This is a genomic window from Nocardioides faecalis, from assembly GCF_018388425.1.
Taxonomy (GTDB): Bacteria; Actinomycetota; Actinomycetes; order Propionibacteriales; family Nocardioidaceae; genus Nocardioides; species Nocardioides faecalis.
Genome location: NZ_CP074406.1, coordinates 2198885 through 2221619, shown reverse-complemented (window position 1 = coordinate 2221619; position 22735 = coordinate 2198885). Strand labels below are relative to the sequence as shown.

The 22735-nt window shown below is 72.0% G+C and carries 21 protein-coding genes; 13 read left to right on the top strand and 8 right to left on the bottom strand.

Annotated elements, in window-relative coordinates; translation table 11 throughout:
• Positions 1-25 precede the first annotated feature (25 nt).
• The 7 genes from KG111_RS10300 to KG111_RS10270 all read left to right on the top strand — a co-directional run bounded on the left by KG111_RS10300 (position 26) and on the right by KG111_RS10270 (position 6867).
• Positions 26-325 carry a thiamine-binding protein gene (locus tag KG111_RS10300; RefSeq protein ID WP_205291891.1) on the top strand — a complete coding sequence of 100 codons (300 nt, stop codon included), beginning with the start codon at positions 26-28 and terminating at the stop codon, positions 323-325.
• Positions 326-486: 161 nt separating this feature from the next.
• Positions 487-1101, top strand: coding sequence for a thioredoxin-like domain-containing protein (locus KG111_RS10295; RefSeq protein ID WP_205291892.1), 615 nt, complete (start codon positions 487-489; stop codon positions 1099-1101).
• Positions 1101-1529 (top strand): NUDIX domain-containing protein, encoded by a 429-nt coding sequence (locus KG111_RS10290; protein ID WP_205291893.1) that lies wholly within the window; start codon positions 1101-1103, stop codon positions 1527-1529. Before KG111_RS10295 ends, KG111_RS10290 begins: the two co-directional genes overlap by 1 nt.
• Positions 1530-1592: 63 nt before the next feature.
• A complete protein-coding gene (gene dxs / locus KG111_RS10285) occupies positions 1593-3521 on the top strand; it encodes a 1-deoxy-D-xylulose-5-phosphate synthase (protein ID WP_205291894.1) in 1929 nt (642 codons plus the stop codon).
• 52 nt (positions 3522-3573) lie between these two features.
• Positions 3574-4884 (top strand): gluzincin family metallopeptidase, encoded by a 1311-nt coding sequence (locus tag KG111_RS10280; protein WP_205291895.1) that lies wholly within the window; start codon positions 3574-3576, stop codon positions 4882-4884.
• A gap of 70 nt (positions 4885-4954) precedes the next feature.
• On the top strand, positions 4955-5938 hold the full coding sequence (locus KG111_RS10275) for a proteasome assembly chaperone family protein (protein ID WP_249666076.1): 984 nt from the start codon (positions 4955-4957) through the stop codon (positions 5936-5938).
• Positions 5938-6867: an acyl-CoA thioesterase gene (locus tag KG111_RS10270; protein ID WP_205291896.1), complete on the top strand. Its 930-nt coding sequence runs from the start codon at positions 5938-5940 to the stop codon at positions 6865-6867. Before KG111_RS10275 ends, KG111_RS10270 begins: the two co-directional genes overlap by 1 nt.
• A 15-nt stretch (positions 6868-6882) precedes the next feature.
• On the opposite strand, the gene KG111_RS10265 is transcribed toward KG111_RS10270, so the two are convergent.
• Together KG111_RS10265 and KG111_RS10260 are read right to left on the bottom strand one after the other, a co-directional pair.
• A complete protein-coding gene (locus KG111_RS10265; RefSeq protein WP_205291897.1) occupies positions 6883-7776 on the bottom strand; it encodes a MaoC/PaaZ C-terminal domain-containing protein in 894 nt (297 codons plus the stop codon).
• Position 7777: 1 nt separating this feature from the next.
• Positions 7778-9124: a 3-oxoacyl-ACP reductase gene (locus KG111_RS10260; protein ID WP_205291898.1), complete on the bottom strand. Its 1347-nt coding sequence runs from the start codon at positions 9122-9124 to the stop codon at positions 7778-7780.
• A 98-nt stretch (positions 9125-9222) separates the two neighbouring features.
• On the opposite strand from KG111_RS10260, the gene KG111_RS10255 reads away from it, so the two are divergent.
• On the top strand, positions 9223-10503 hold the full coding sequence (locus tag KG111_RS10255) for an acetyl-CoA C-acetyltransferase (protein WP_205291899.1): 1281 nt from the start codon (positions 9223-9225) through the stop codon (positions 10501-10503).
• A gap of 71 nt (positions 10504-10574) precedes the next feature.
• Here the strand turns inward: KG111_RS10255 and KG111_RS10250 are convergent, their stop codons facing one another.
• From KG111_RS10250 to KG111_RS10230, 5 genes are all read right to left on the bottom strand, one after another.
• Positions 10575-11534, bottom strand: a complete 960-nt coding sequence (locus KG111_RS10250; RefSeq protein ID WP_205291900.1) for a hypothetical protein — start codon at positions 11532-11534, stop codon at positions 10575-10577.
• Between the two features lie 118 nt (positions 11535-11652).
• The gene (locus KG111_RS10245; protein ID WP_205291901.1) at positions 11653-12546 is read right to left on the bottom strand and encodes a hypothetical protein; all 894 of its coding nucleotides are present in this window, start codon (positions 12544-12546) and stop codon (positions 11653-11655) included.
• A 75-nt stretch (positions 12547-12621) separates the two neighbouring features.
• A complete protein-coding gene (locus KG111_RS10240) occupies positions 12622-13317 on the bottom strand; it encodes a TetR/AcrR family transcriptional regulator (protein ID WP_205291902.1) in 696 nt (231 codons plus the stop codon).
• 60 nt (positions 13318-13377) lie between these two features.
• Complete coding sequence (locus tag KG111_RS10235; protein WP_205291903.1) at positions 13378-14913, bottom strand: ATP-dependent DNA ligase; 1536 nt, start codon at positions 14911-14913, stop codon at positions 13378-13380.
• Between the two features lie 7 nt (positions 14914-14920).
• Complete coding sequence (locus KG111_RS10230; protein ID WP_205291904.1) at positions 14921-15526, bottom strand: TetR/AcrR family transcriptional regulator; 606 nt, start codon at positions 15524-15526, stop codon at positions 14921-14923.
• Positions 15527-15661: 135 nt separating this feature from the next.
• Here KG111_RS10230 and KG111_RS10225 point away from each other — a divergent pair, with 135 nt between their 5' ends.
• The 3 genes from KG111_RS10225 (at position 15662) to uvrB (ending at position 20137) form a co-directional block, all read left to right on the top strand.
• A complete protein-coding gene (locus tag KG111_RS10225; protein ID WP_205291905.1) occupies positions 15662-16600 on the top strand; it encodes a DNA-3-methyladenine glycosylase family protein in 939 nt (312 codons plus the stop codon).
• 22 nt (positions 16601-16622) lie between these two features.
• Positions 16623-17885, top strand: a complete 1263-nt coding sequence (locus KG111_RS10220) for a phospholipase D-like domain-containing protein (protein WP_249666075.1) — start codon at positions 16623-16625, stop codon at positions 17883-17885.
• Between the two features lie 125 nt (positions 17886-18010).
• Positions 18011-20137, top strand: a complete 2127-nt coding sequence (gene uvrB / locus KG111_RS10215; RefSeq protein WP_240195830.1) for an excinuclease ABC subunit UvrB — start codon at positions 18011-18013, stop codon at positions 20135-20137.
• A gap of 43 nt (positions 20138-20180) precedes the next feature.
• Here uvrB and KG111_RS10210 read toward each other — a convergent pair whose 3' ends face one another.
• Positions 20181-20870 (bottom strand): potassium channel family protein, encoded by a 690-nt coding sequence (locus KG111_RS10210; RefSeq protein ID WP_249666074.1) that lies wholly within the window; start codon positions 20868-20870, stop codon positions 20181-20183.
• Positions 20871-21118: 248 nt separating this feature from the next.
• On the opposite strand from KG111_RS10210, the gene KG111_RS10205 reads away from it, so the two are divergent.
• Both KG111_RS10205 and KG111_RS10200 read left to right on the top strand, forming a co-directional pair.
• Entirely contained in the window at positions 21119-21892 is a 774-nt protein-coding gene (locus KG111_RS10205) for an MlaE family ABC transporter permease (protein WP_249666073.1), read from the top strand.
• The gene (locus KG111_RS10200) at positions 21892-22731 is read left to right on the top strand and encodes an MlaE family ABC transporter permease (protein WP_205291906.1); all 840 of its coding nucleotides are present in this window, start codon (positions 21892-21894) and stop codon (positions 22729-22731) included. Before KG111_RS10205 ends, KG111_RS10200 begins: the two co-directional genes overlap by 1 nt.
• The last annotated feature ends 4 nt before the right edge of the window (positions 22732-22735 follow it).

The window sequence follows — 22735 nt, the reverse complement described above, 5'->3', positions numbered from 1 at the left end:
CGCCGTCACGGATAGCGTGGTCGTCATGATCGTCGCCTTCAGCATCAGCCCCTCGACCGCCGACGAGACCGGCGGCGTCTCGGAGGCGGTGGCGGCCGCCGTGCGCGTCGTGCGCGAGTCCGGGCTGCCGAACGAGACGAACGCGATGTTCACCAACATCGAGGGCGAGTGGGACGAGGTGATGGCGGTCGTCAAGCGCGCTGTCGACGCCGTCGCCGCGGTCTCGCCGCGGGTCTCGCTGGTGCTCAAGGCCGACATCCGGCCGGGTTTCACCGGCGAGCTGAGCGCCAAGGTGGAGCGCGTCGAGCAGGCGCTCGAGCAGTGACCGAGCCGCCCGTCCCGCCCGCCGCGCCGCCCCCGCCGCCACCGGTGGGCCCGCCCCCGCCGCCGGTGGGACCGACACCTCCTCCATGGGGCGGCCCGGCGCCGTACCCGGGCGCGTACCCGACCCCCTACGCCCCGGCTCCCCGCCCGCGGCGCAGGCTGGTGCTGCCGGTGGTGCTCGCGGTGCTCGCCGCGGTGCTCGTGCTCACGGCCGCCGTGCTGGTCCCGGTGCTGCTCGCCGACGACGAGGCGGAGCGGGCGGGTCCGGTCGACCTGAGCGAGGTCACCGAGCACGATGACCTCAGCAACGCCCACCTGCGCATCGGTGAGGGCTTCGACTACCCGCAGTCGCCGCCGGTGGGCGGTGAGCACGCACCGATGTGGCTGGAGTGCGGCGTGTACGACGAGCCGGTGCCCGAGGTCTACGCCGTGCACGACCTGGAGCACGGCACGGTGTGGATCACCTACCGGCCCGAGGACCTGGAGCGCAAGGAGGTCGACGCGCTCGCCGGCCTGCTGCCCGACAACGGCATCATGTCGCCCTACCCGGACCAGGACGCGCCCGTCGTGATCACCGTCTGGGGCCGCCAGCTGGCCCTGACCGGCGCCGACGACCCCCGGATCCGCCTGTTCCTCGACGCCTACGGTGCGGGGGAGACCGCCCCGGAGCCGTTCGCCTCCTGCCACGGGGGAGCGGACCCCGCCGAGCTGCCCGAGCCGGGCCAGCCGGGCAAGCCGGGCCAGCCCGGGTCGCCTGACGGCGGGCTGAACGTCTGATGGCCCGCTTCGCCTCGGTCGTCCTGATCGACACCCGCGGCTGGGTGCTGCTGCAGGAGCGCGACGAGCACCCGGTCATCGATCCCGAGCGGTGGGGCTTCGTCGGCGGCCACGTCGACGACGGGGAGGCCTCGCAGGCGGCCGCCCACCGCGAGCTGGAGGAGGAGACCGGGCTGCGCCTGGCGCCGCCCGCGCTGCGGCTGTGGCAGCAGTTCACCGTCTTCCACGCCGCCTACGGCACCGACGACGAGGTACGGGTGTACGTCGCCCGCACCGACGCCACAGACGCGGACATCACCGTCGGGGAGGGCCGCCGGATCCTCTTCGTCGACCCGGCCGAGGCCGTCGGGCTGCCGCTGACCGTCGCCGCCGCGCACATCCTTCCCGAGCTCCTCAACTCCCCGTACTACCAGGATCTGCTGCCCTGAGCGCCCCGGTGGGGGCCCGCCGGCGATCACGGCCCACGACCTGCCACCGCCTAGACTCGGGCCATGCCTGTCCTCGACAAGATCTCCAGCCCGCGCGACCTGCGGGCCCTCTCCGAGGACGAGCTGACCCAGCTCGCGGCCGAGATCCGGGACCTGTTGATCCGCACGGTGGCCACCAACACCGGCCACCTCGGGCCGAACCTGGGCGTGGTCGAGCTGACGCTGGCCGTGCACCGCGTCTTCGACTCCCCGCGGGACAAGGTCGTCTTCGACACCGGCCACCAGTCCTACGTGCACAAGCTCGTCACCGGCCGCGCCGCCTCCTTCGACACGCTGCGCCGCGAGGGCGGGCTGAGCGGCTACCCGAGCCAGGCCGAGTCCGAGCACGACCTGGTCGAGAACTCCCACGCCTCCACCGCGCTGAGCTACGCCGACGGCCTGGCCAAGGCGTACGCCGTGCGCGGCGAGGACCGGCACGTGGTCGCGGTGATCGGCGACGGCGCGCTGACCGGCGGCATGGCCTGGGAGGCGCTGAACAACATCGCCATCCAGCACGGCAGCCGGCTGGTGATCGTGGTCAACGACAACGGCCGCTCCTACACTCCGACGATCGGCGGCTTGGCCAACGCCCTGACCAGCCTGCGCACCAACCCGCGCTACGAGACCCTGCTGGAGCAGGTCAAGAAGCGGCTCAACGCCGTGCCCGGCGTCGGCCCGGCGGCGTATGACGCGCTGCACGCCATGAAGAAGGGTCTCAAGGACGCCCTCGCGCCCCAGGGGCTCTTCGAGGACCTCGGGCTGAAGTACGTGGGTCCCGTCGACGGCCACGACCGCGCCGCGATGGAGCATGCCCTGAGCCAGGCGAAGCGGTTCGGCGGCCCGGTGATCGTGCACGCGATCACCCGCAAGGGCTTCGGCTACGACCCCGCCGAGCGGCACGAGGCGGACCAGTTCCACGCGCCTGGCCCGTTCGACGTGCAGACCGGTACGGAGAAGCCCAAGGGGCCGATCTGGACCGACCACTTCGCCGAGCACATCGTGCGGATCGGTGAGCGGCGCCCCGACGTGGTCGCCATCACTGCCGCGATGATGCACCCGGTCGGGCTGGACCGGTTCCAGGCCCGCTTCCCCGAGCGCACCTTCGACGTCGGCATCGCCGAGCAGCACGCCGCCACCTCGGCCGCCGGCCTGGCGATGGGCGGGCTGCACCCCGTCTTCGCGGTGTATGCGACCTTCCTCAACCGGGCCTTCGACCAGGTGCTGATGGACGTCGCGCTGCACCGCTGCGGCGTCACCTTCGTGCTCGACCGCTCCGGGGTGACCGGCGACGACGGCGCCAGCCACAACGGCATGTGGGACATGTCGCTCCTGCAGCTGGTGCCCGGACTGCGGATGGCCGCGCCCCGCGACGTCACCCGGATGCAGGAGCTGCTGGACGAGGCCGTGGAGGTCGCCGACGCGCCCACCGTGGTCCGGTTCCCGAAGGGCCCGCCGCCCGAGGACATCGAGGCCATCGACCGGGTGGGCGGCTGCGACGTGCTGGTCCGCGAGGGTGCCCGCGACGTGCTCGTGGTCGCGGTCGGCTCGATGGCCGGCGTCGGCGTCGACGTGGCCTCCCGCCTCACCGCGCAGGGCGTGGGCGTGACCGTGGTGGACCCGCGCTGGGTCAAGCCCGTCGACCCCGCCCTCGTCGAGCTCGCCCGCCACCACCGCCTGGTGGTGACCATCGAGGACAACGGCCGGGTCGGCGGTGTCGGCGCGGTGCTGCTGCAGACGCTGGCCGACGCCAAGGTGAGCACGCCGGTGCGCGTGCACGGCATCCCCCAGGAGTTCCTCGAGCACGCCAAGCGCGGCGCGATCCTGGAGCAGATCGGACTGACCGCCTCCGCGATCGCGCTCGACGTGCTGCACGAGGTCGCCGGGGAGGCCGGCCTGGACGGACCGGACGCCGCAGACCCCCGGACGCTGCTCGATGCGGACGGGACACGCTGAGGCCGACCGCAGCCCGCACCGTCGGCCACGACCGTCCGGCAGCCTGCGGTCCGTGCCCCCGCGCCGCCTGCTGAGCACCCTCGCCGCAATCGCGGCCCTGGGCGCGCCGGCGCTGCTGGCCGGCTGCTCGCACGACCCGCCGCCGGTCGAGCAGTCCGGGCCCCGGACCGCCGACGTCGCCGCACTGGTGCAGCGCACCCTGAGCGCCCGCGCCGCCTCGCTGCGCGAGGGCGACCGGGCCCGGTTCCGTCGTACCCTCGCCCGCACGGACCGCGCCTTCCTCGCCGAGCAGCAGGTCTACTACGACAACCTGGCCACGCTGCCGCTCGGTGAGCTGGCCTTCGAGGTGCTGCCCGAGACGATCGTGCCCGCCGCCGACCCCGGCGACCCCGACAACCCAGACGGCAGCGGGGACTACTGGGCCGAGGTGCTGACGACCGTCCGCCTCCAGGGGTACGACGCCGCGGCGGTCCGCACCCGCGACCGGTTCCGGTTCACCCCGACCCCCGACGGCCGGCGCCTCGTCGTGGCCTCCACCACCGACGCCGACTGGGAGCAGGCGAACCCGGGCAACGCCCAGCCCTGGGACCTCGGGCCGATCGAGGTCCTCGAGCGGGCCGGCGTGCTGGGGATCTTCGACGACAGCACCCGCCGCGACGCCGGCCGGGTGCTGGACGCGGTCGCTGCGGGCCGTTCTGAGGTCCGTGACGTGCTGGGGCCGGGGGCGGCCGGCGACGCCGCGGGGAACAGCGCCGCCGACGGGGCCGGGGTGGTGGTCTACGCACTGACCGACCCGACGTTCCTGCACGGACTGGCGGACCAGACCGTCGGCGACGCCGATCGCGCCGACGGGCTCAGCATCGTCGTGCCCAGCGACGCCCGCGACCCGGACGCGCCCGTGGCCGCCTACCGGATCTTCCTCAATCCGCGGGTGCTGGCGCAGCCGGACGGCGTGCTCGGCCGGCTGGTGCGTCACGAGCTCACCCACGTCGCGCTGCGCGGGCGCGGCCTGGGTGCGCCGCTGTGGTTGAGCGAGGGCATCGCCGAGTACGTCTCGGTGCAGGCCGTGGACCGCTCGCGCCGCGGCGTCAACGACGACGCCCTGCGGGTCGCGGCGAGCGCGGTGGACCTTCCCGGTGCCGCGGAGTTCGCCGGCCCGGACGCCACGGGCTGGTACGCGGTGTCGTGGTGGGTGTGCGAGTACGTCGCCGGCAACCACGGCGAGCAGGCGCTGCTCATGCTCCTGGACCGCACCGCCACCGGCACGGGCACCGACGCCGCGCTGCGCGAGGTGCTCGGGCTCTCCTCGCGTGAGCTGGTGCAGCGCGGCGTGGCGCTGCTGCAGGCCACGTACGGCGCGTGAGCCACCACGCCCCGAGCCACACCCCAGGCCACACCCCAGGCCACCGCAGCGTCGCCACTACGCTTGGCGCGTGACCTCCCCAGCGCAGCACCCCGGCCCTGCCTCGCGCGTGGTGCACATCGTCGACGAGGTGCCCGAGCTCGACGACGTCACCTACCTGCCGATGATCGTCGCGCTGGACGGCTTCCTCGACGCCGGCAGCGCCGGTGCGCTGGCGTGCAGCCACCTGGCGCGCACCGGAGCCTCCTCGGCCGAGGGCGGGGGAGTCGTGGTCGCCACCTTCGACGTGGACCAGCTGCACGACTACCGCGCCCGGCGGCCCCCGATGACCTTCGCGCGCGACCACTACGAGGGCTACGAGCCGCCGCGGCTGGTGGTCCGGCTGCTGCACGACGTCGGCGGATCGCCGTACCTGCTGCTGCACGGCTCGGAGCCGGACACCCGCTGGGAGGCGTTCTGCCGGGGCGTGCGGGAGGTCATCGAGCGTCTCGGTGTGGACCTGGTCGTCTCCATCGGCTCGGTGCCGATGGCGGTGCCGCACACCCGCCCGATCGCGATCACCCACCACGCCAACAACCCCGACCTCCTCGTCGGCGAGGGCCTGTGGCGTGGTGAGCTGCGGGTGCCCAGCAGCGCCCAGGCGCTGTTGGAGGTCCGGCTCGGCGAGTGGGGGCTCGACGCGCAGGGGTTCGTCGCGCACGTGCCGCACTACCTGGCCCAGCTGGAGTACCCGCCGGCCACCATCGCGCTGCTCGAGCAGGTCGAGCTCGCCGCGCGACTGACCATCGACCTCGCCGAACTGACTCCGCTCGCCGCCGAGCGGGAGGAGGAGATCGGCCGCTACCTGGCCGCCAACGCCGAGGTCGCCGACGTGGTCGCCGCGCTGGAGCAGCAGTACGACACGTTCGCGCGCGCCGAGGCGGAGGGCAGCAGCCTGCTCGCCGACGACGAGCCGCTGCCGACGGGTGAGGAGATCGGGCAGCAGTTCGAGCAGTTCCTGGCCGGCCTGGAGGGTCCGGACGACAACGGCGGCTCCGGCCGCAAGGAGGGTTGATGAGCGACGCCACCGCGTACGCCGGCGCCGAGGACGGGGCCGAGGACGGGGCCGGCGGGTCGCCGGGGGAGGCCACCCGCAAGCTGGTCGACCTGCTCGACCTCGAGCGCCTCGACACCGACCTGTTCCGCGGCACCCAGCCCGACACGGTGCGCCAGCGCGTGTACGGCGGGCAGGTGGCCGCGCAGGCCCTGATCGCAGCGATGCGCACCGTCGAGGAGGGCATGCACCCGCACTCGCTGCACTCCTACTTCCTGCTGCCCGGCGACTACAACGTCCCGATCATCTACGACGTGGAGCGGATCCGGGACGGCAAGTCGTTCGTCACCCGCCGCGTCCTCGCCCGCCAGCACGGCCGGGCGATCTACTACCAGACGGTCAGCTTCCAGCGCCTCGAGGAAGGCCTCGAGCACCAGGACGTGATGCCGGAGGTCAAGGCGCCCGAGGAGGGCATGGACCTCGTCGAGCTGATGACCCAGCGTGGCGCCGACGACGGGCTCGGCCGGGAGTGGGCGGCCCTCGACGTGCGCTGGCTCGGGAACTCCGCGTTCGGCCTCGAGCCGGACGCGATGCACCCCTCCCGCACCCAGGTGTGGATCCGCGTCGCCGGGCAGCTCTCTGACGACGTGAGCGAGCACCTCGCGATGTTCGCCTACGCCAGCGACGTCTCGCTGCTGGGCGCCGCGCTGTCGGCGCACCCGGAGACCGGGCCGACCAAGGTGCAGATGGCGTCGCTGGACCACACCATCTGGTTCCACCGGCCGTTCCGGGCCGACGAGTGGTGGCTCTACGACCAGTGGTCGCCCTCGGCCAGCGGTGCCCGCGGCCTCGCCCTGGGCCGGATCTTCACCCAGGACGGCACGCTCGTCGCGACCGTGGCGCAGGAGGGCTTGATCCGGCCGCGCCCGGACAAGCCGCAGCAGTACTGACCGGGCAGCCCCACCTCAGAGCGCGGTGGCGCGCCCGAGCAGGTGCGGCGCACCGGTGCGCGGGTCGACGAGGGTGAAGCCGTAGCCGTCCTCGCGCCGCGCGGCGCCGAAGCGGACCTTGCCCGGCAGGAAGATCGGCTTCTTGAAGGCCACGGTGACCTGCACGGCGTCGGGCAGCCGGTTCTCCAGTGCCGCGATGCACCGCGCCTTGCTCCACATGCCGTGCGCGATGTGGCGCTTGAAGCCCAGCGCCTTGGCCGTCAGCGGGTAGAGGTGGATCGGGTTGCGGTCACCGGAGACCGCCGCGTAGCGGCGCCCGGTGTTCTCCGGCACCTCCCAGACCGCGCCGCGGGCCTCGACGGGCGCCAGCTCGGTGCCGCGGTCGCCGTGCTCCTTGTCCCCGCCGCCGAGGCGCAGGTACGTCGACGTGGACTCCCAGACGACCTCGTCGCCCACGGTGCCGGTGACCAGCATGTCCCAGGCGCGGCCCTTCGTGCTGGTGCGCAGGTTCGCCGCGCGCAGGCCCAGCGAGACCCGCTCGCCGATCGCGACGGGCCGGTGCTGGGCGATCGTGTTCTCCAGGTGCACCGAGCCGATGGCCGGGAACGGGAACGCGGCGTCGGTCATCATCGCCATGTGCAGGCCGAAGGCCAGCATGTGCAGGTACGGCACCGGCGCGGTGTCGCGCCGGGGGAAGCCGCAGACCTCGGCGTAGCGGTCCACCTCGTCGCGTCGTACCTCGACGTCGTCGCGGCGCAGCTCGAGGTCGGGCAGCGTGCGCGAGGTCTTCTTGATGCCGGGCAGCTGGTTCACGCCGGGGACGGCCGGCAGGGCCGCCTTGGCCATGGTCGCCAGGCCACCGGCGCCGTCGACGTGCTCGACGCGGCCGGGGGAGTCGGGGGCGCCCATCTCAGGCCCCCAGCATCATCTGGCCGCAGACGCGGACCACGTTGCCGTTGACGCCGGAGGAGGCGGGGTTGGCGTACCAGGCGATGGTCTCGGCCACGTCGACCGGCAGGCCGCCCTGCGCCATGGCGTTGAGTCGCTGGCCGACCTCGCGGGTCGCGAACGGCACCGCGGCGGTCATCTGGGTGATGATGAAGCCCGGTGCGACGGCGTTGATGGTGATGCCGTCGGTGAGCTCGTCGGCGAGGCTGTCGACCAGACCGATGACGGCGGCCTTCGAGGCGGCGTAGTTGGTCTGGCCCACGTTGCCCGCGATGCCGGCGATGGACGCGACGCCGACGATCGAGCCACCGGCGTTGATGACGCCCTGCTCGAGAAGCTCCCGGGTGATGAGCTCGGGCGCGGTCACGTTGACCGCGAGTACCGAGGTCCAGCGGTCGCCCTTGTCGTTGGGCGCCATGTTCGCGAGCTTGCGGTCGCGGGTGATGCCGGCGTTGTGCACGACGACGTCCACGCCGCCGTGCTTGGTCTGCAGGTGGTGCGCGATCCGCTGCGGCGCGTCCTTGCCGGTGATGTCGAGGGTGAGCCAGTCACCGTCGAGCTCCTTCATCAGGCGCTGCAGCTCGCTGGCGGCCTGCGGCACGTCGACCCCGACGACGGTGGCGCCGTCGCGGTGCAGCACACGCGCGATCGCCTCGCCGATGCCACGGCTGGCGCCGGTGACCAGGGCGACCTTGCCGGCCAGCGGCTTGGTCCAGTCCTCGACGCTGGTGGTCGTCGCGTCGCCGTGGGCGCCGATCCGGATCACCTGGCCGGAGACGTAGGCGGACTTGGGGGAGAGCAGGAAGCCGAGCGTGCTGGTCACCGCGGCCTCCTGGCCCTCGGCGACGTACACCAGCTGCACGGTGCTGCCGCGCCCGATCTCCTTGCCGAGGCTGCGGGTGAAGCCCTCGAGTGCCCGCTGGGCGACCCGCTCGCTGCCCCGGGTCAGCTCCGGCGGCGTGCCGAGCACGACCACGCGGGCCGACGGCTCGAGGCGGCGCAGCACCGGGGTGAAGAAGTCGCGCAGCGCGACCAGGGTGGTGGTGTCCTTCAGGCCGGTGGCGTCGAAGACCAGGCCCTTGAACCGGGTGTCGTCGTCGGCGACGCTGGTGTTGCTCACGCCCAGCTCGTCGAGCAGGCCGGGCAGCGACTCGGCCAGCCGGCCGGTGCCGCCCACCAGGACGGTGCCGCTGACGAGTGGGTCGCCCTCGCGGTAGCGCTCGAGGGGGGCGGGGTCGGGCAGACCGAGGTTCTTCACCAGGATCCGGCCGAGGGGGGACGTCGTGAAGGCCTGGTACTTGTCGCTCATGGTCTCGAATGTAACTAGATGTGTAACTCGGAGTCCATATTTCGTGACGTCGCCCTCAAAGGGTTCTGCTGCTACCGCCCGCGGGTCAGGATGGGCCCATGACTGAGACTGTTCGCCGCGCCGCCGTCCTCGGCGGCAACCGCATCCCCTTCGCCCGGTCCAACGGCGCCTACGCGACCGCCTCGAACGCGGAGATGCTCACCGCGGCCCTGGACGGGCTCGTGGCCCGCTTCGGGCTCGAGGGCGAGCGCGTCGGTGAGGTCGCCGGCGGTGCCGTGCTCAAGCACAGCCGCGACTTCAACCTGGTCCGCGAGGCCGTGCTGAGCACCCGCCTGGCGCCCGAGACCCCCGCCATCGACCTGCAGCAGGCCTGCGGCACCGGGCTGCAGGCGATCAACTACATCGCGAACAAGATCAAGCTCGGCCAGATCGACTCCGGCATCGGCGGCGGCGTGGACACCACCTCCGACGCCCCGATCGCGATCGGGGAGAAGCTGCGCAAGAAGCTGATCCAGCTCAACAACGCCCGCACCGCCAAGGACCGGCTCGCGGTGCTCGCCACCATCCGACCCGGTGACATCGGCCTGGCGATCCCCTCCAACGGCGAGCCCCGCACCCGGCTGTCCATGGGCGAGCACCAGGCGCTGACCGCGCTGGAGTGGCAGATCACCCGCGAGGCCCAGGACCAGCTGGCGGTCACCTCGCACCACAACCTCGCCGCGTCGTACGACGAGGGGTGGCAGGACGACCTGGTCACGCCGTTCCGCGGCCTGGAGCGCGACAACAACCTGCGCCCCGACTCCTCGCTGGAGAAGCTCGCCAAGCTCAAGCCGGTCTTCGGCAAGGGCGAGGCGGCGACCATGACCGCCGCCAACTCCACCCCGCTCACCGACGGCGCCTCCGCCGTCCTCCTCGGCTCCGAGGAGTGGGCGGCCGAGCACGGCCTGGAGCCGCTGGCCTACTTCGTCGACTCCGAGCTCGCCGCCGTCGACTTCGTGCATGGCGCCGAGGGCCTGCTGATGGCACCCGCCTACGCCGTGCCGCGAATGCTCGAGCGCAACGGCCTGACGCTGGGCGACTTCGACTTCTACGAGATCCACGAGGCCTTCGCCTCCCAGGTGCTCTCCACCCTGGCCGCCTGGGAGAGTCCGGTCTTCTGCAAGGAGCGCCTCGGCCTGGACGCGCCGCTGGGCTCCATCGACCGGGCCAAGCTCAACGTCAAGGGCTCCTCGCTGGCCGCCGGCCACCCGTTCGCCGCCACCGGCGGTCGGATCGTGGCCAATGCCGCCAAGCTGCTCGCCGCCAAGGGCGGTGGCCGCGCGCTCATCTCCGTCTGCGCCGCCGGCGGCCAGGGCGTCGTGGCGATCCTGGAGCGCTGAGTACCCTCCGTTGACATCGAAGTGCCCTCCCGGCTCCGGACGGGAGGGCGCTTCGCTCATGGTGTGGCAGCTCAGCGAACCTCCAGCCGCAGCACGGTGCTCCAGTCGACGAGCCGCGCCTGTTGCAGCGCCTGCGCCACCTCCTCCTCGCTGAGGTCGCCGGCCAGGGGGAGGGTGGCGACCAGCTCGCTGCCGCCACGCGTCACGATGACCTCGGTCTCGATCTTGGTCTCGAGGGAGGTCCCGATCCCGATCAGGTGCCCGGCCCGGTTGACGGCGTAGTCGTCGTGGTACTCACAGCCCTCGCCGAGCCCCGCGCACTCCCCTTCGAGGTTGGCGGTGCGTACTTGGACATAGAGGTGGAGGTCGCTGGGGTCCTCCGGACCGCGCGGGTCGCGACGACGGGGCGCGAACCCGAGCGAGTACGTGGAGGTGTCCCACTCGTCGTCGCCGTAGGTGCGCCCGCCCTCGGTCCGTGCGTAGCCGTCGAACTCCGGCAGCCATGGCCGCACTCCCGCGCTCTCGAGCTGTGCTGCCACCTGCGCCTCGGCTCGGCGAACCTGTTCCTCCCGCGCGAGCTGGTGGCCGCAGATGCCGGTGACCAGCGGCAGGATGACGACGGCGCACACCACCGGCGACTCCAGCGCCTCCTTCTCCGGGTCCTGGCCCCACTCCCGGGCACAGGCGAGCGCGGTCAGCGCGGTGGCCGGGAGGCCGACGAGCACGGCGGTCGTCAGGGTGCTGGAGGCGGACCCGAGCAACCAGGCGCCGGTCAGGCTCAGTGCCCAGAACCAGGTGGCGGCACCGAGTCCCAGCGCGACACCTCGTTTCAGCCGCGGCCGGCACCACCGGGCACAGAACACGACGCTGAGGAGGGTGCCCGAGGCCACGGCGGTCGCGACGCCGGACCCGCGCGTGGTGGTGAGCGCCAGGTGCAGCAGCGGGGTGAGTGCCAGGCCGACGCACGCCGCGACGGTGCGGTGCGAGCTTGCTACGGCGGCAGGCGCGGCGGATGTCTCGATTCCGGTCACGGAGCGCATCCTGGCCAGCGCCGGTCCGGTGAAACCTGTTCAGCCGGCGGGGTGCCCGACGATGGCCGCGAGCCGCTCGCGCGAGCCGCTCGCGCGGGTCGGTCGAGCTGTCGGCGGCCTACTCGGCACGCTTCAGGTTGAGCACCGTGTGCCAGTCGGAGAGCTCCGCGTCGAGCAGGGCGCCGGCGACCTCGCGCTCGGACAGCCCGACGGCGTCGGCGAGGTCGACCTCCAGGCGGCCGCCACCCCGCTGCACGACGACCCGCCGCTCGCGGGTGCCGTCGACGGCGTACCCCTCCTCGACCTCGCACTGGGGACGGGAGGCCGGGCACAGGCCCTCGGGGTCGGCGGGCGAGACCCGCACGACGAGCCTGCGGCTGTCGCTCTCGTCCGCGTCGTCGGGGTGATAGTCCAGCGTGTACGACGGATCGCCGGCGAAGCTGCCGGCGGTGCGCTGGTCGTCGTCGCGGGTGAAGCCGTCGAGCTCGGGCAGCCAGGGCCGCAGTCCGGCACTCTCCAGGTCGGCGGCCACTCGCGCCTCGTCGTGCGCGACCTCGCGGTCGTGCACCAGGTTCAGCCCGGCGATCCAGGCGACCAGCGGCAGCACGACGACCGCGGTGACGACGCTGGAGACGATCACATCGGTCATCGGGTCGCTGCCCCACAGCAGGGCGGAGGCGGCTGCCGTGACGGCCGCCGCAGGCACGCCGACCAGCAGCGTGAGCGTCAGCGGGCTCGCACCGGAACCGAGCAGCCACGCCGCGGGCAGGCTGATCGCCCAGAACGTCGTGACGGCGGCGATGCCCTCGGTTAGTCCCCGCGTCAGGTGCGGCCGGCAGAGCGCGACCCCCAGGGCGGCCCCGACGAGGACGCCGACGAGGACGGCGCCGGCCAGCACGAGCCAGCGGTCGGTGCTGAGAGCCAGGTGCAGCAGCGGCAGCGTCACCAGGCTCGCGCACAGCGCGATCACCTGGTGGTTGGTGGGACTCGGTACAACGGAGGGAGCGCTCACACGCTCATCGTGTGCCGCGTCCCGTGCCGCGAAACGTGCCGCCAGACGTGCAGCGAGAGTGCGGGCGGGCGTGCCTCAACCGGTGGGGTTGCCGGCGGTGGCGAGTGCGAGCGCGGAGGTGACCAGGTAGGAGCGCACCTGCTCGGCGGAGATCTGGCCGACGGTGGGCACCCCGGGCGCGACCTCGTGCACGAGGATGCCGAGCCGGGCCAGCTGCAGGGCGCCCAGCCCGCTGGCGTAGAGGGCGTTGGCCAGCAGCACCGGGTCCTCGGTCAGCGCGAGCTCGCCGCGCTCGACGCCGTCGGTGAGCACGTCGGAGAGCACCGTCAGGCAGGAGGTGATCGCCCGGCCGAGCCGGAACAGCGCACCCTCGGCGATCTCCTCGAGCAGCTCCTCGCCGGGGCGCACCATGAGCGTCTGGGCACAGTCCACGAACGCCGGGTGCGCCACGCCGTAGTCGACGAAGGCGCCGACGATGGCGGCGAGCCGCTCGCGCGGGTCGGTGGCGCTGTCGGCGGCCTGCACGATCAGCTCGTGGAGCTCGTCGAGGTAGCCGACCAGGGTCAGCGCGAACAGCTCCTCCTTGCCGGTGAAGTGCCGGTAGACGATCGCGCGGTTGATGCCGACCGCGCTGGCGATCTCCTCGATCTGGACGTCGCGCACGCCCTTGGAGTCGAAGATCTGCCGGGTCGCGGCGATGATCTCGGCCTGCCGCGCCCGGCGGCGGGCCGCAGCGGCGCGGCGGCGTCCGTCGCTCGCGGGGGTGACCATGAGGTCAGTGTACGGCTCGTGAAACTCGGTGTTGCAACAACTCTGCGTGCCGGGTGAGGGTCAGTCCCCGGCAGCCAGCGCTCGGACGGTCTCGATGCTGTCCGCCACGTCGGCGCGCTTGTCGTCGCGGTAGCGCAGCACCCGCGCGAAGCGCAGCGCCACCCCACCCGGATACCGGGTCGAGCGTTGCAGGCCGTCGAAGGCGACCTCCACCACCTGCTCCGGACGCACCGTCACCACCCAGCCGTCGTCGGCGACCTCGAGCTCGCGGAACCGCCGTGTCTGCCAGGCGAGCATCTCGTCCGTCATGCCCTTGAACGTCTTGCCCAGCATGGTGAACCCGGTGGGCGAGGAGTCGTCGCGGGCACCGAGATGGATGTTGGAGAGCCAGCCTCGGCGCCGCCCGGAGCCGTGCTCCACGGCGAGCACCACCAGGTCCAGGGTGTGCACCGGCTTCACCTTCACCCACGCCGCACCGCGCCGGCCCGCCTCGTAGGGGGCCGTCACCGACTTCACCACGACCCCCTCGTGTCCCTCGGCGAGCACCTCGGCGGTGAACGCCTCCGCGCTCGCCACCTCGGAGCCGACCCAGCGCCGTACCCGGTGCTCGGGCGGCACCAACGCCTCGAGGGCAGCCCACCGCTGTCGGGCAGGAAGGTCGATGAGGTCGGTGCCGTCGAGGTGCAGCAGGTCGAAGAAGTACGGCGTCACTGCGACCGGGGAGGTGCTGCGGGCGGTGCGCGACGCGGTGTCCTGGAAAGCGTGCGGGCGGCCGGTGGCGTCGAGCGCGAGCGCCTCGCCGTCCAGCACCACCCGCTGCGCGGGCAGGGCACGGACGACTGCCACCACCTCGGGTAGCCGGGTGGTGATGTCGTCCAGGCTGCGGGTGGCGATGCGGACCTCGTCAGCGTCGCGGTGCACCTGGATCCGGATGCCGTCCAGCTTGGCGTCCACGCCCACCTCGGCACCCTCGCCGCCGGCACCCCCGCCGCCCGCCTTGGCCAGCGCCGCAGCCACGTCGGGCGCCGAGGAGGCCAGCATCGGCAGCACCGGTCGGCCCACCGTCAGGCCGACGGCCGCCAGCGCCTCGGTGCCGTCGAATGCGGCGTCGACCACGTAGGTGGCGCCGCCCGCGAGCATCGCGGCGCGTCGTACCGCCGCCAGGGGGACGTCGGCGGCCTTGGCCAGCGCGTCGACCACCGCCGCCTCCGACGCACCCTGGCGGACCTCGCCGAGCGCCACGGCACGCAGCCAGTGCTGCTCCTCGGCGGTGGCCCGGCCGAACATCTCGGCGGCCAGCGCGGTGCGGGCCGCGGTGGAGCCGCCCCCGCTCAGCTGTGACATCGCCTCGAAGGCCGCGTCCACCTCGGCCACGGTGAGGCTCGCCTCGGCGGCCGCCACCGGCAGCTGCTGCAGCCCGCGCCGGCCCAGCCCGGTACGACGCTGCCGGAGCCGGCCGCTCAGGTAGTGCGCGACCAGCGAGCGCTCCCCGGGCGAGGCTGATTCGAGCAGCCCGGCGATCAGCCGGGACTTCTCGGTCCGCGAGCGCGTCGCGGCCACCGCAGCGGAGACGGCGACCAGCTCGGCGAGCAGCACGGGAGGCTCAGTGGCTGGTCTCGAGGGAGGCGGCAGTGACGGCGCCGTCGATCACCTCGGCGTACACCTGGTCCAGGTCGACCTCGCCGCTGGTGCCGGACAGGTCGCCGAAGTAGCCCGCGACCTCGAGCGAGACGAAGCCGTGCAGCGCGGCGAAGACGGCCAGGCCGGTCTGGATCAGCCGGTCCTCGGGCAGCCCGGCGGAGCGCACCATGACCGCCAGCGCCTCGATCGCATCCAGCGCGGCGCTGAAGAACGCCTCCCGGTCGATCGGCGGGCGGGTCAGTGCGGCGTAGCGCTGCGGGTGGCTGCGGGCGAAGGAGCGCAGCGCGTGGCTCAGCGCCCGCAGACCCTCGGCACCGGCGTGGCCCATCGCGGCGGCGCGCACGTGCTCACCGAGCATCCGCATGGCCCGGACCTGGATGAGGGCCCGCAGGTCCTCCAGGTTCGCGACGTGGTTGTACAGCGAGGAGACGCGGGCGTCGAGCTCGGCGGCGAGCGAGGTCATCGTGAGGGCGTCGTACCCGTCGCGGTCGACCAGCACTTCGGCGGCCCGGAGGACCGCCTCCTGGTCGAGGCGCCCGCGACGACCGCGTGTCGTGTCGATGCTCAACTGCCCTCCGAGAGCCCCAAGGTGTGGACGAAACCGTTTCGTTCTGCCGTGGAGCCTAGTCGTCTCCCCGCGATCTTGCGACGTCTGCCTCGCGCGGGCTGCGGCACTGTCCGCGGCGCGACCTACAGTGCTGGCGTGCACAGCCGGTACGACGAGCGCGTCTGGCGCCCCGGGCGGGTGGTGGAGACCGCCGCCGTGCTCCGGCAGCAGCGCCGTGGTGCGGGCGACCCGACGCACCGGCTCGCGGTGGCCGGCTGGCACTGGCGGGCGAGCCGCACCCCGCTGGGCCCGGTCACTCTGGCGGTCGGTGACCAGCGCCCGGACGGCTCCGTCCTCGCCCGGGCCTGGGGCCCGGGGGCGCAGTGGGCGCTGGAGCAGCTGCCCGAGCTGCTCGGCGAGGCCGACGACTGGTCCGGCTTCTCACCGCGGCACCCGGTGCTCGCCGAGGCCCGGCGCCGCCGCCCCCACCTCAGGCTCGGACGCACCGCGCGGGTGTTGGAGGCTCTCGTGCCCAGCATCATCGAGCAGAAGGTGACCGGTGCCGAGGCGTTCGCCGGCTTCCGCGCCCTGGTGCACCGGCACGGCGAGCCGGCCCCGGGCCCAGGCGCCGAGCACGGCCTGATGCTGCCCCCGGACGCCGCGACGCTGCGCGCCATCCCCAGCTGGGAGTGGCTGGCGCTGCACATCGACCCCGCCCGCTCCCGGGCCGTGGTCACCGCGGCCCGGCACGCGGACGCGCTCGAGCGCCTCGCCGGGCTCGGTGGCGAGGAGGCCGACCGGGCGCTGTGCAGCCTGCCGGGCATCGGGGTGTGGACCAGCGCGGAGGTGCGGCAGCGGGCGCTGGGGGACCCCGACGCCGTCTCGTTCGGCGACTACCACGTGGCCAAGGACGTCGGCTGGATGCTGACGGGGACCGAGCTCGACGACGCCGGCCTCGCGGCGTACCTGGAGCCCTGGCGGCCCCAACGCGGGCGGGTGCCGTTCCTGCTCCTCGCCGCCGGGCTGCGGCGCCCGCGCCACGGGCCGCGGATGGCGCCGAGGCGACACCTCGGCGTCCGTGGCGCCCGCGGCTGAGCCGTGCTCTAGATTGGCGCGTGTGGCCCACGGTGACCAGGACCCGCTTGCCGGGGTGAGGAAGGCGCTGCGCCGGGCCCTGATGGCGCTGATCGGCGTCCCGTTCCTCGTCGCCATCGCGATGTCGCTCGTCGACTCCTACCGCCGGCGCGGCAAGCGGCCCAAGCCGTTCCCGACCCGCCCGCCGGAGTCGGTGCCCGTGGGCGAGGGCCAGCTGACCACCTTCACCTACGGCAACGACCTCTACGAGGCGATGCTCGAGGCCATCGAGGGTGCCCGCAGCCAGATCCTCTTCGAGACCTACATCTGGAAGGGCGACGCGATGGGGGAGCGGTTCAAGCGCGCCCTGATCGACGCGGCCGACCGAGGCGTGGACGTCTACTGCACCTACGACGCCTTCGCGAACCTCGTGGTGTCGCCGGCGTTCAAGCGGTTCCCCGGCCACGTCAAGGTCCTGCGCTACCCGGTGTACGGCGCCGGCTGGCGGTTCTTCGACATCCGCCGCTACGGGCGCGACCACCGCAAGATCCTCGTGGTCGACGACAACGTCGGCTTCATCGGCGGCTACAACGTCGGCTCGGCGTACGCGACCGAGTGGCGCGACACCCACGTCAAGATCACCGGCCCCGCGGTGTGGGACCTCAAGCGTGCCTTCGCCGACTTCTGGAACCTGCACCGGCGGCGCCGGATCGGCTCCTCGGAGCGACCCCTGCTGCTGGAGACCGCCTCCACCTGGGAGCCGCGGGTGCGGGTGCAGCGCAACGTGCCCCGGCTGCTGATGTTCCCGATCCGAGCCATGTACATCGAGGCGATCAACCGCGCCAGCCGCAACGTGTGGATGACGCAGGCCTACTTCCTGCCCGACCAGGACTTCGTGGACGCGGTGAAGAACGCCGCGCTGCGCGGGGTGGACGTGCGGCTGCTGCTGCCGCTGAAGTCGAACCACATCGTCGCCGACTGGGTCTCGCGCGGCTACTTCAGCCAGATGCTGGACGCGGGGGTGCGGATCCTGCGGTACCGCGACGCGATGGTGCACGCCAAGACCGCCACCGTGGACGGGCGCTGGGCGACGGTGGGCACCGCCAACATCGACCGGCTCAGCCTGCAGGGCAACTACGAGATCAACCTCGAGGTGATCGACGAGGGGTTCGCCCGCGAGCTCGAGGCCATCTTCGAGGTCGACCAGTCGCACTGCCTGGAGCTGACCAGCGGCGAGTGGGAGGCCCGGGACATGCACCGCAAGTTCACCGAGATGCTGCTCACGCCGCTGCGCCCCCTGCTCTGAGCGATAGTCCCTGACGAGAAGCACGGAATCCGTCAGCACAACGGTGCTTTTCGTCAGGGACTATCGCTCGGTCACGGTGCCACTCCCCACCCGGGGCTGTCGGCGCCGGTCCGTACGCTGGAGACATGCGTCCGGTCACTGATCTCGAGCGTCGTGTCGCCCCCTTCAAGGTCCAGTCGGACTACGAGCCCTCGGGTGACCAGCCGGCCGCGATCGCGGAGATCACCAAGCGGATCAACGCCGGGGTCTCCGACGTCGTGCTGCTCGGCGCGACCGGTACCGGCAAGACGGCCACGACGGCCTGGATCGCCGAGCAGGTGCAGCGGCCGATGCTGGTGCTGCAGCCCAACAAGACGCTGGCCGCGCAGTTCGCCAACGAGCTGCGCCAGCTCTTCCCCGACAACGCGGTGGAGTACTTCGTCTCCTACTACGACTACTACCAGCCCGAGGCCTACGTCCCGCAGACCGACACCTACATCGAGAAGGACTCCTCCATCAACGAGGAGGTCGAGCGGCTGCGCCACTCCGCCACCAACAGCCTGCTGACCCGCCGCGACGTCATCGTGGTCTCCACCGTCTCGTGCATCTACGGCCTCGGCACCCCGCAGGAGTACGTCGACCGGATGATCCGGCTGCGGGTCGGCGAGGAGCACGACCGCGACTCGGTGCTGCGCCGGCTGGTGGAGATCCAGTACACCCGCAACGACCTCGCCTTCACCCGCGGCACCTTCCGGGTGCGCGGGGACACCCTCGAGATCTTTCCGGTCTACGAGGAGATGGCGGTGCGCATCGAGTTCTTCGGCGACGAGATCGAGCGGCTGATGACGCTGCACCCGGTCACCGGCGAGGTGCTGACCGAGGACACCGAGCTCTACGTCTTCCCGGCCAGCCACTACATCGCCGGTCCGGAGCGGATGGAGCGCGCGATCCGCGGCATCGAGGCCGAGCTGGCCGAGCAGCTGGAGCTGTTCGAGCGCCAAGGCAAGATGCTCGAGGCGCAGCGCCTGCGGATGCGCACGACGTACGACATCGAGATGATGCGGCAGGTCGGCTCCTGCTCGGGCATCGAGAACTACTCGATGCACATGGACGGGCGCAGCCGCGGCAGCGCCCCCAACACGCTGCTGGACTACTTCCCCGAGGACTTCATCCTCGTCATCGACGAGTCCCACGTCGCCGTCCCGCAGATCGGCGGCATGTACGAGGGCGACATGTCGCGCAAGCGGAACCTGGTCGAGCACGGGTTCCGGCTGCCGAGCGCGATGGACAACCGGCCGCTGCGCTGGGAGGAGTTCCTGGAGCGGATCGGGCAGACCATCTACCTCTCCGCCACCCCCGGCGACTACGAGCTGGACCGGGTGCAGGGCGACGTCGTGGAGCAGATCATCCGCCCGACCGGTCTGGTGGACCCCCAGATCGTGGTCAAGCCCACCAAGGGCCAGATCGACGACCTGATCGCCGAGATCCGCCTGCGTGCCGAGAAGCAGGAGCGGGTGCTGGTCACCACGCTGACGAAGAAGATGTCCGAGGACCTCACCGACTACCTGCTCGACGCCGGGATCCGCACACGGTACCTGCACTCCGAGGTGGACACCCTCAAACGGATCGAGCTGCTGCGCGACCTGCGGCTCGGCCTGTACGACGTCCTCGTCGGCATCAACCTCCTGCGTGAGGGCCTCGACCTGCCGGAGGTCTCGCTGGTCGCGATCCTCGACGCCGACAAGGAGGGCTTCCTGCGCTCCGACAAGTCGCTGATCCAGACCATCGGCCGTGCCGCCCGCAACGTCTCGGGCGAGGTGCACATGTACGCCGACAAGATCACGCCCTCGATGGAGTCGGCCATCGACGAGACCAACCGGCGCCGCGAGAAGCAGGTCGCCTACAACCTCGAGCGCGGCATCGACCCGCAGCCGCTGCGCAAGAAGATCGCCGACATCACCGAGATGCTCGCCCGCGAGGACGAGACCACGCAGGAGCTGCTGCAGACCTGGGCGGACGTCGGGCAGAAGGGACGAGCCGGCGGGGTCAAGCCGAAGGTCTCGCCGACGCCGCGGCTGCGTCAGAGCGACATCGGCGAGGGTGCCGACCTCGCCGGGATGCCCAGCTCCGACCTCGCCGAGCTGATCCAGGAGCTCACCGACCAGATGAAGGCCGCCGCCGCGGAGCTGCAGTTCGAGCTGGCCGGCCGGCTCCGCGACGAGATCAGCGACCTCAAGAAGGAGCTGCGTCAGATGGTCGAGGCGACGAAGTAACGAGGGAGGGCGCCGACCGAGGAACGAGGTCGAGTGCCCTCCGTCATCGGCGCCGCGCGATGGCGTTGAGCCCGACGAGGCGCGCGACGACGAGCGCCACGTAGAACACCCCGGCGACCTGCTCCAGCATCACCAGCGAGCGGGCGTGGTCGACGACGGGGTAGATGTCGGAGAGGCCCACGCTGGTGAGCGTGGTGAACGACAGGTAGAGCAGCTCGAACCAGGGCAGCGGGTCGGTGCCCTCGGGGCTGGACCAGCCCACGAAGGAGCCGGGCCAGATCACCTGCGCGGCCGCGTAGAGGTAGGCGAACCCCCACGCCACGACGGTGAAGGCGGCGCCGGTGGCGAACAGCTCGTCGCGGGTCACCTTGTCGTCGTGGAACAGGTACCGGATCATCGCGTAGGAGACGAAGAAGTAGAACGGCGCGTGGAACGCCGCCGAGGCCAGCACGATCCACGAGGTGTGCGGGGAGATCGCCTCGAGAACGGTCAGTGCGAGTGCGGGGAACCCGAGCAGACCGGCCACCCAGCTGAGCACCGGCGTACGTCGTACCGCCCACACGGCGGAGAGCACGACGACCATCTGGACCACGCCCACCACGGAGCGTCCGGCGGCCGAGCCGTCGAGACCGGGGTACGCCAGGACCGCCACCAGCTGCGCGATGAGCAGCGCGGCGGAGGGGTGGGTGCCGACGGCCCGCAGGTAGCGGGACGCCCTCGAGCGCGGTGTCACGCAGTGATCCTAGGCAGCGCTCGGCCTCGCGTGGGCCGCCGTTTCATGCATCCGTCCTGCGGTCCCGCCGCACCTCGGGTTTCACCGAGGCTTCCCTCAGAGAGTGACCCACGTCATAGTCATCCGTTGAAGGTGCGGGAGTAACTCGCGACCACGTGTCGCGTTGGTCACAATGAGAACGTGTTCTACTGTGGCCGCTCGCCTCTCGAAAAGCGGCGGGTGGAACACAAGGGGGAGAGGAGCGTGGCGTGGCGATCAGTGCCGTCTCGGTAGTGCGCGGCCCCGGCGAGATCGCCTTGATGGTGGTCCAGGTGACCCGGCTGATCTTCACGCGGCCGTTCCAGCTGCGCGAGTTCCTGGAGCAGGCCTGGTTCGTCACGAGCGTCACGCTGATGCCGACGATCATGGTGTCCATCCCGTTCGGGGCGGTCATCTCGCTGCAGGTCGGCAACCTGACCGGCCAGCTCGGCGCCCAGTCGTTCGCAGGCGCCACAGCGGTGCTCGCCACCGTCCGCGAGGCCGCGCCGATGGCCGCCGCGATGATCATCGCCGGTGCCGCGGGCTCCGCGATCTGCTCGGACCTGGGGGCGCGCAAGATCCGCGAGGAGATCGACGCCATGGAGGTGCTCGGCATCAACCCGCTGGAGCGCCTGGTCGCGCCCCGGGTGGTGGCCACCACCTTCGTCGCGGTGATGATCAACGGCATCGTGATCGGCGCCGGCATCGGCGGCGGCTACTTCTTCACCGTCATCGTCTCCGGCGGCTCGGCCGGTGCGTTCCTGTCCTCCTTCGCCGCGCTGGCCTCGCTTCCCGACCTCTACATCGCGATGATCAAGGCCGCGATCTTCGGCTGGCTCGCCGCGGTCATCGGGGCCTACAAGGGCCTCAACGCCGGCGGCGGCCCGAGCGGTGTCGGCCGGGCCGTGAACGAGACGGTGATCCTCGCGTTCATGGCGCTGTTCTTCCTCAACGCGGTGATCACCGCGATCTACTTCCAGGTCGCTCCGCCGGCGGGGTTGTGATGTCGGCGACCACGGAGTTCCTCAGCGACGCCGTCAAGGCGCGCCGTGCCACCGTCGAGGGGTACGGCGACCAGCTCCTCTTCTACGGCAAGGCGCTGTTCTGGGTGCCGCGCGCCGTGCGCCGCTACCCCCGCGAGATCTCCAACACCCTCGCCGAGGTGGCCTTCGGCGCCGGCGGTCTGAGCGTGATCGCGGGCTCGGTGGGCGTGATCGCGTTCATGGCGTTCTTCGCCGGTACCGAGGTCGGCATCCAGGGCTACGCCTCGCTGAGCCAGATCGGTGTGGCGAAGTTCAGCGCGTTCATCTCGGCGTACTTCAACACCCGCGAGGTGGCGCCCCTGGTCTCGGCGATCGCGCTGGCGGCCACGGTCGGCTGCGGCTACACCGCGCGCCTGGGTGCGATGCGGATCTCGGAGGAGATCGACGCGCTCGAGGTGATGGGCATCCCCTCGCTGCCGTTCCTGGTCACCACCCGGATGATCGCGGCGTTCGTCGCGGTGATCCCGCTCTACATCGTCGCCCTGTGCGCCTCCTACCTGTCGCCGCGGCTGATCGTGACCTACATCTACGGCCAGTCCGCCGGCACCTACGACCACTACTTCCTGCAGTTCCTGCCACCGATCGACATGCTGTGGTCGTTCTTCAAGCTGCTGTTCCTGGCGGTCGCGGTGATCCTGATCCACTGCTACTACGGCTACACCGCCTCCGGAGGCCCGGCGGGCGTGGGCCGCGCGGTGGGCACCGCGATCCGCACGAGCATCGTGACGATCGTGGTGGCCGACTTCTTCCTCAGCTTCGCGATCTGGGGTTCCACGACCACGGTGAGGATCACGGGGTGAGCCG

What these genes read in the sequence shown, in the direction of transcription:
- KG111_RS10270 (WP_205291896.1), top strand. Translation starts at nt 5,938, where the DNA reads ATGAGCGACGCCACCGCGTACGCCGGCGCCGAGGACGGGGCCGAGGAC.
- KG111_RS10255 (WP_205291899.1), top strand. Translation starts at nt 9,223, where the DNA reads ATGACTGAGACTGTTCGCCGCGCCGCCGTCCTCGGCGGCAACCGCATC.
- KG111_RS10300 (WP_205291891.1), top strand. Translation starts at nt 26, where the DNA reads ATGATCGTCGCCTTCAGCATCAGCCCCTCGACCGCCGACGAGACCGGC.
- uvrB (WP_240195830.1), top strand. Translation starts at nt 18,011, where the DNA reads ATGCGTCCGGTCACTGATCTCGAGCGTCGTGTCGCCCCCTTCAAGGTC.
- KG111_RS10265 (WP_205291897.1), bottom strand. Translation starts at nt 7,776, where the DNA reads ATGGGCGCCCCCGACTCCCCCGGCCGCGTCGAGCACGTCGACGGCGCC.
- KG111_RS10260 (WP_205291898.1), bottom strand. Translation starts at nt 9,124, where the DNA reads ATGAGCGACAAGTACCAGGCCTTCACGACGTCCCCCCTCGGCCGGATC.
- KG111_RS10200 (WP_205291906.1), top strand. Translation starts at nt 21,892, where the DNA reads ATGTCGGCGACCACGGAGTTCCTCAGCGACGCCGTCAAGGCGCGCCGT.
- KG111_RS10240 (WP_205291902.1), bottom strand. Translation starts at nt 13,317, where the DNA reads ATGGTCACCCCCGCGAGCGACGGACGCCGCCGCGCCGCTGCGGCCCGC.
- KG111_RS10290 (WP_205291893.1), top strand. Translation starts at nt 1,101, where the DNA reads ATGGCCCGCTTCGCCTCGGTCGTCCTGATCGACACCCGCGGCTGGGTG.
- dxs (WP_205291894.1), top strand. Translation starts at nt 1,593, where the DNA reads ATGCCTGTCCTCGACAAGATCTCCAGCCCGCGCGACCTGCGGGCCCTC.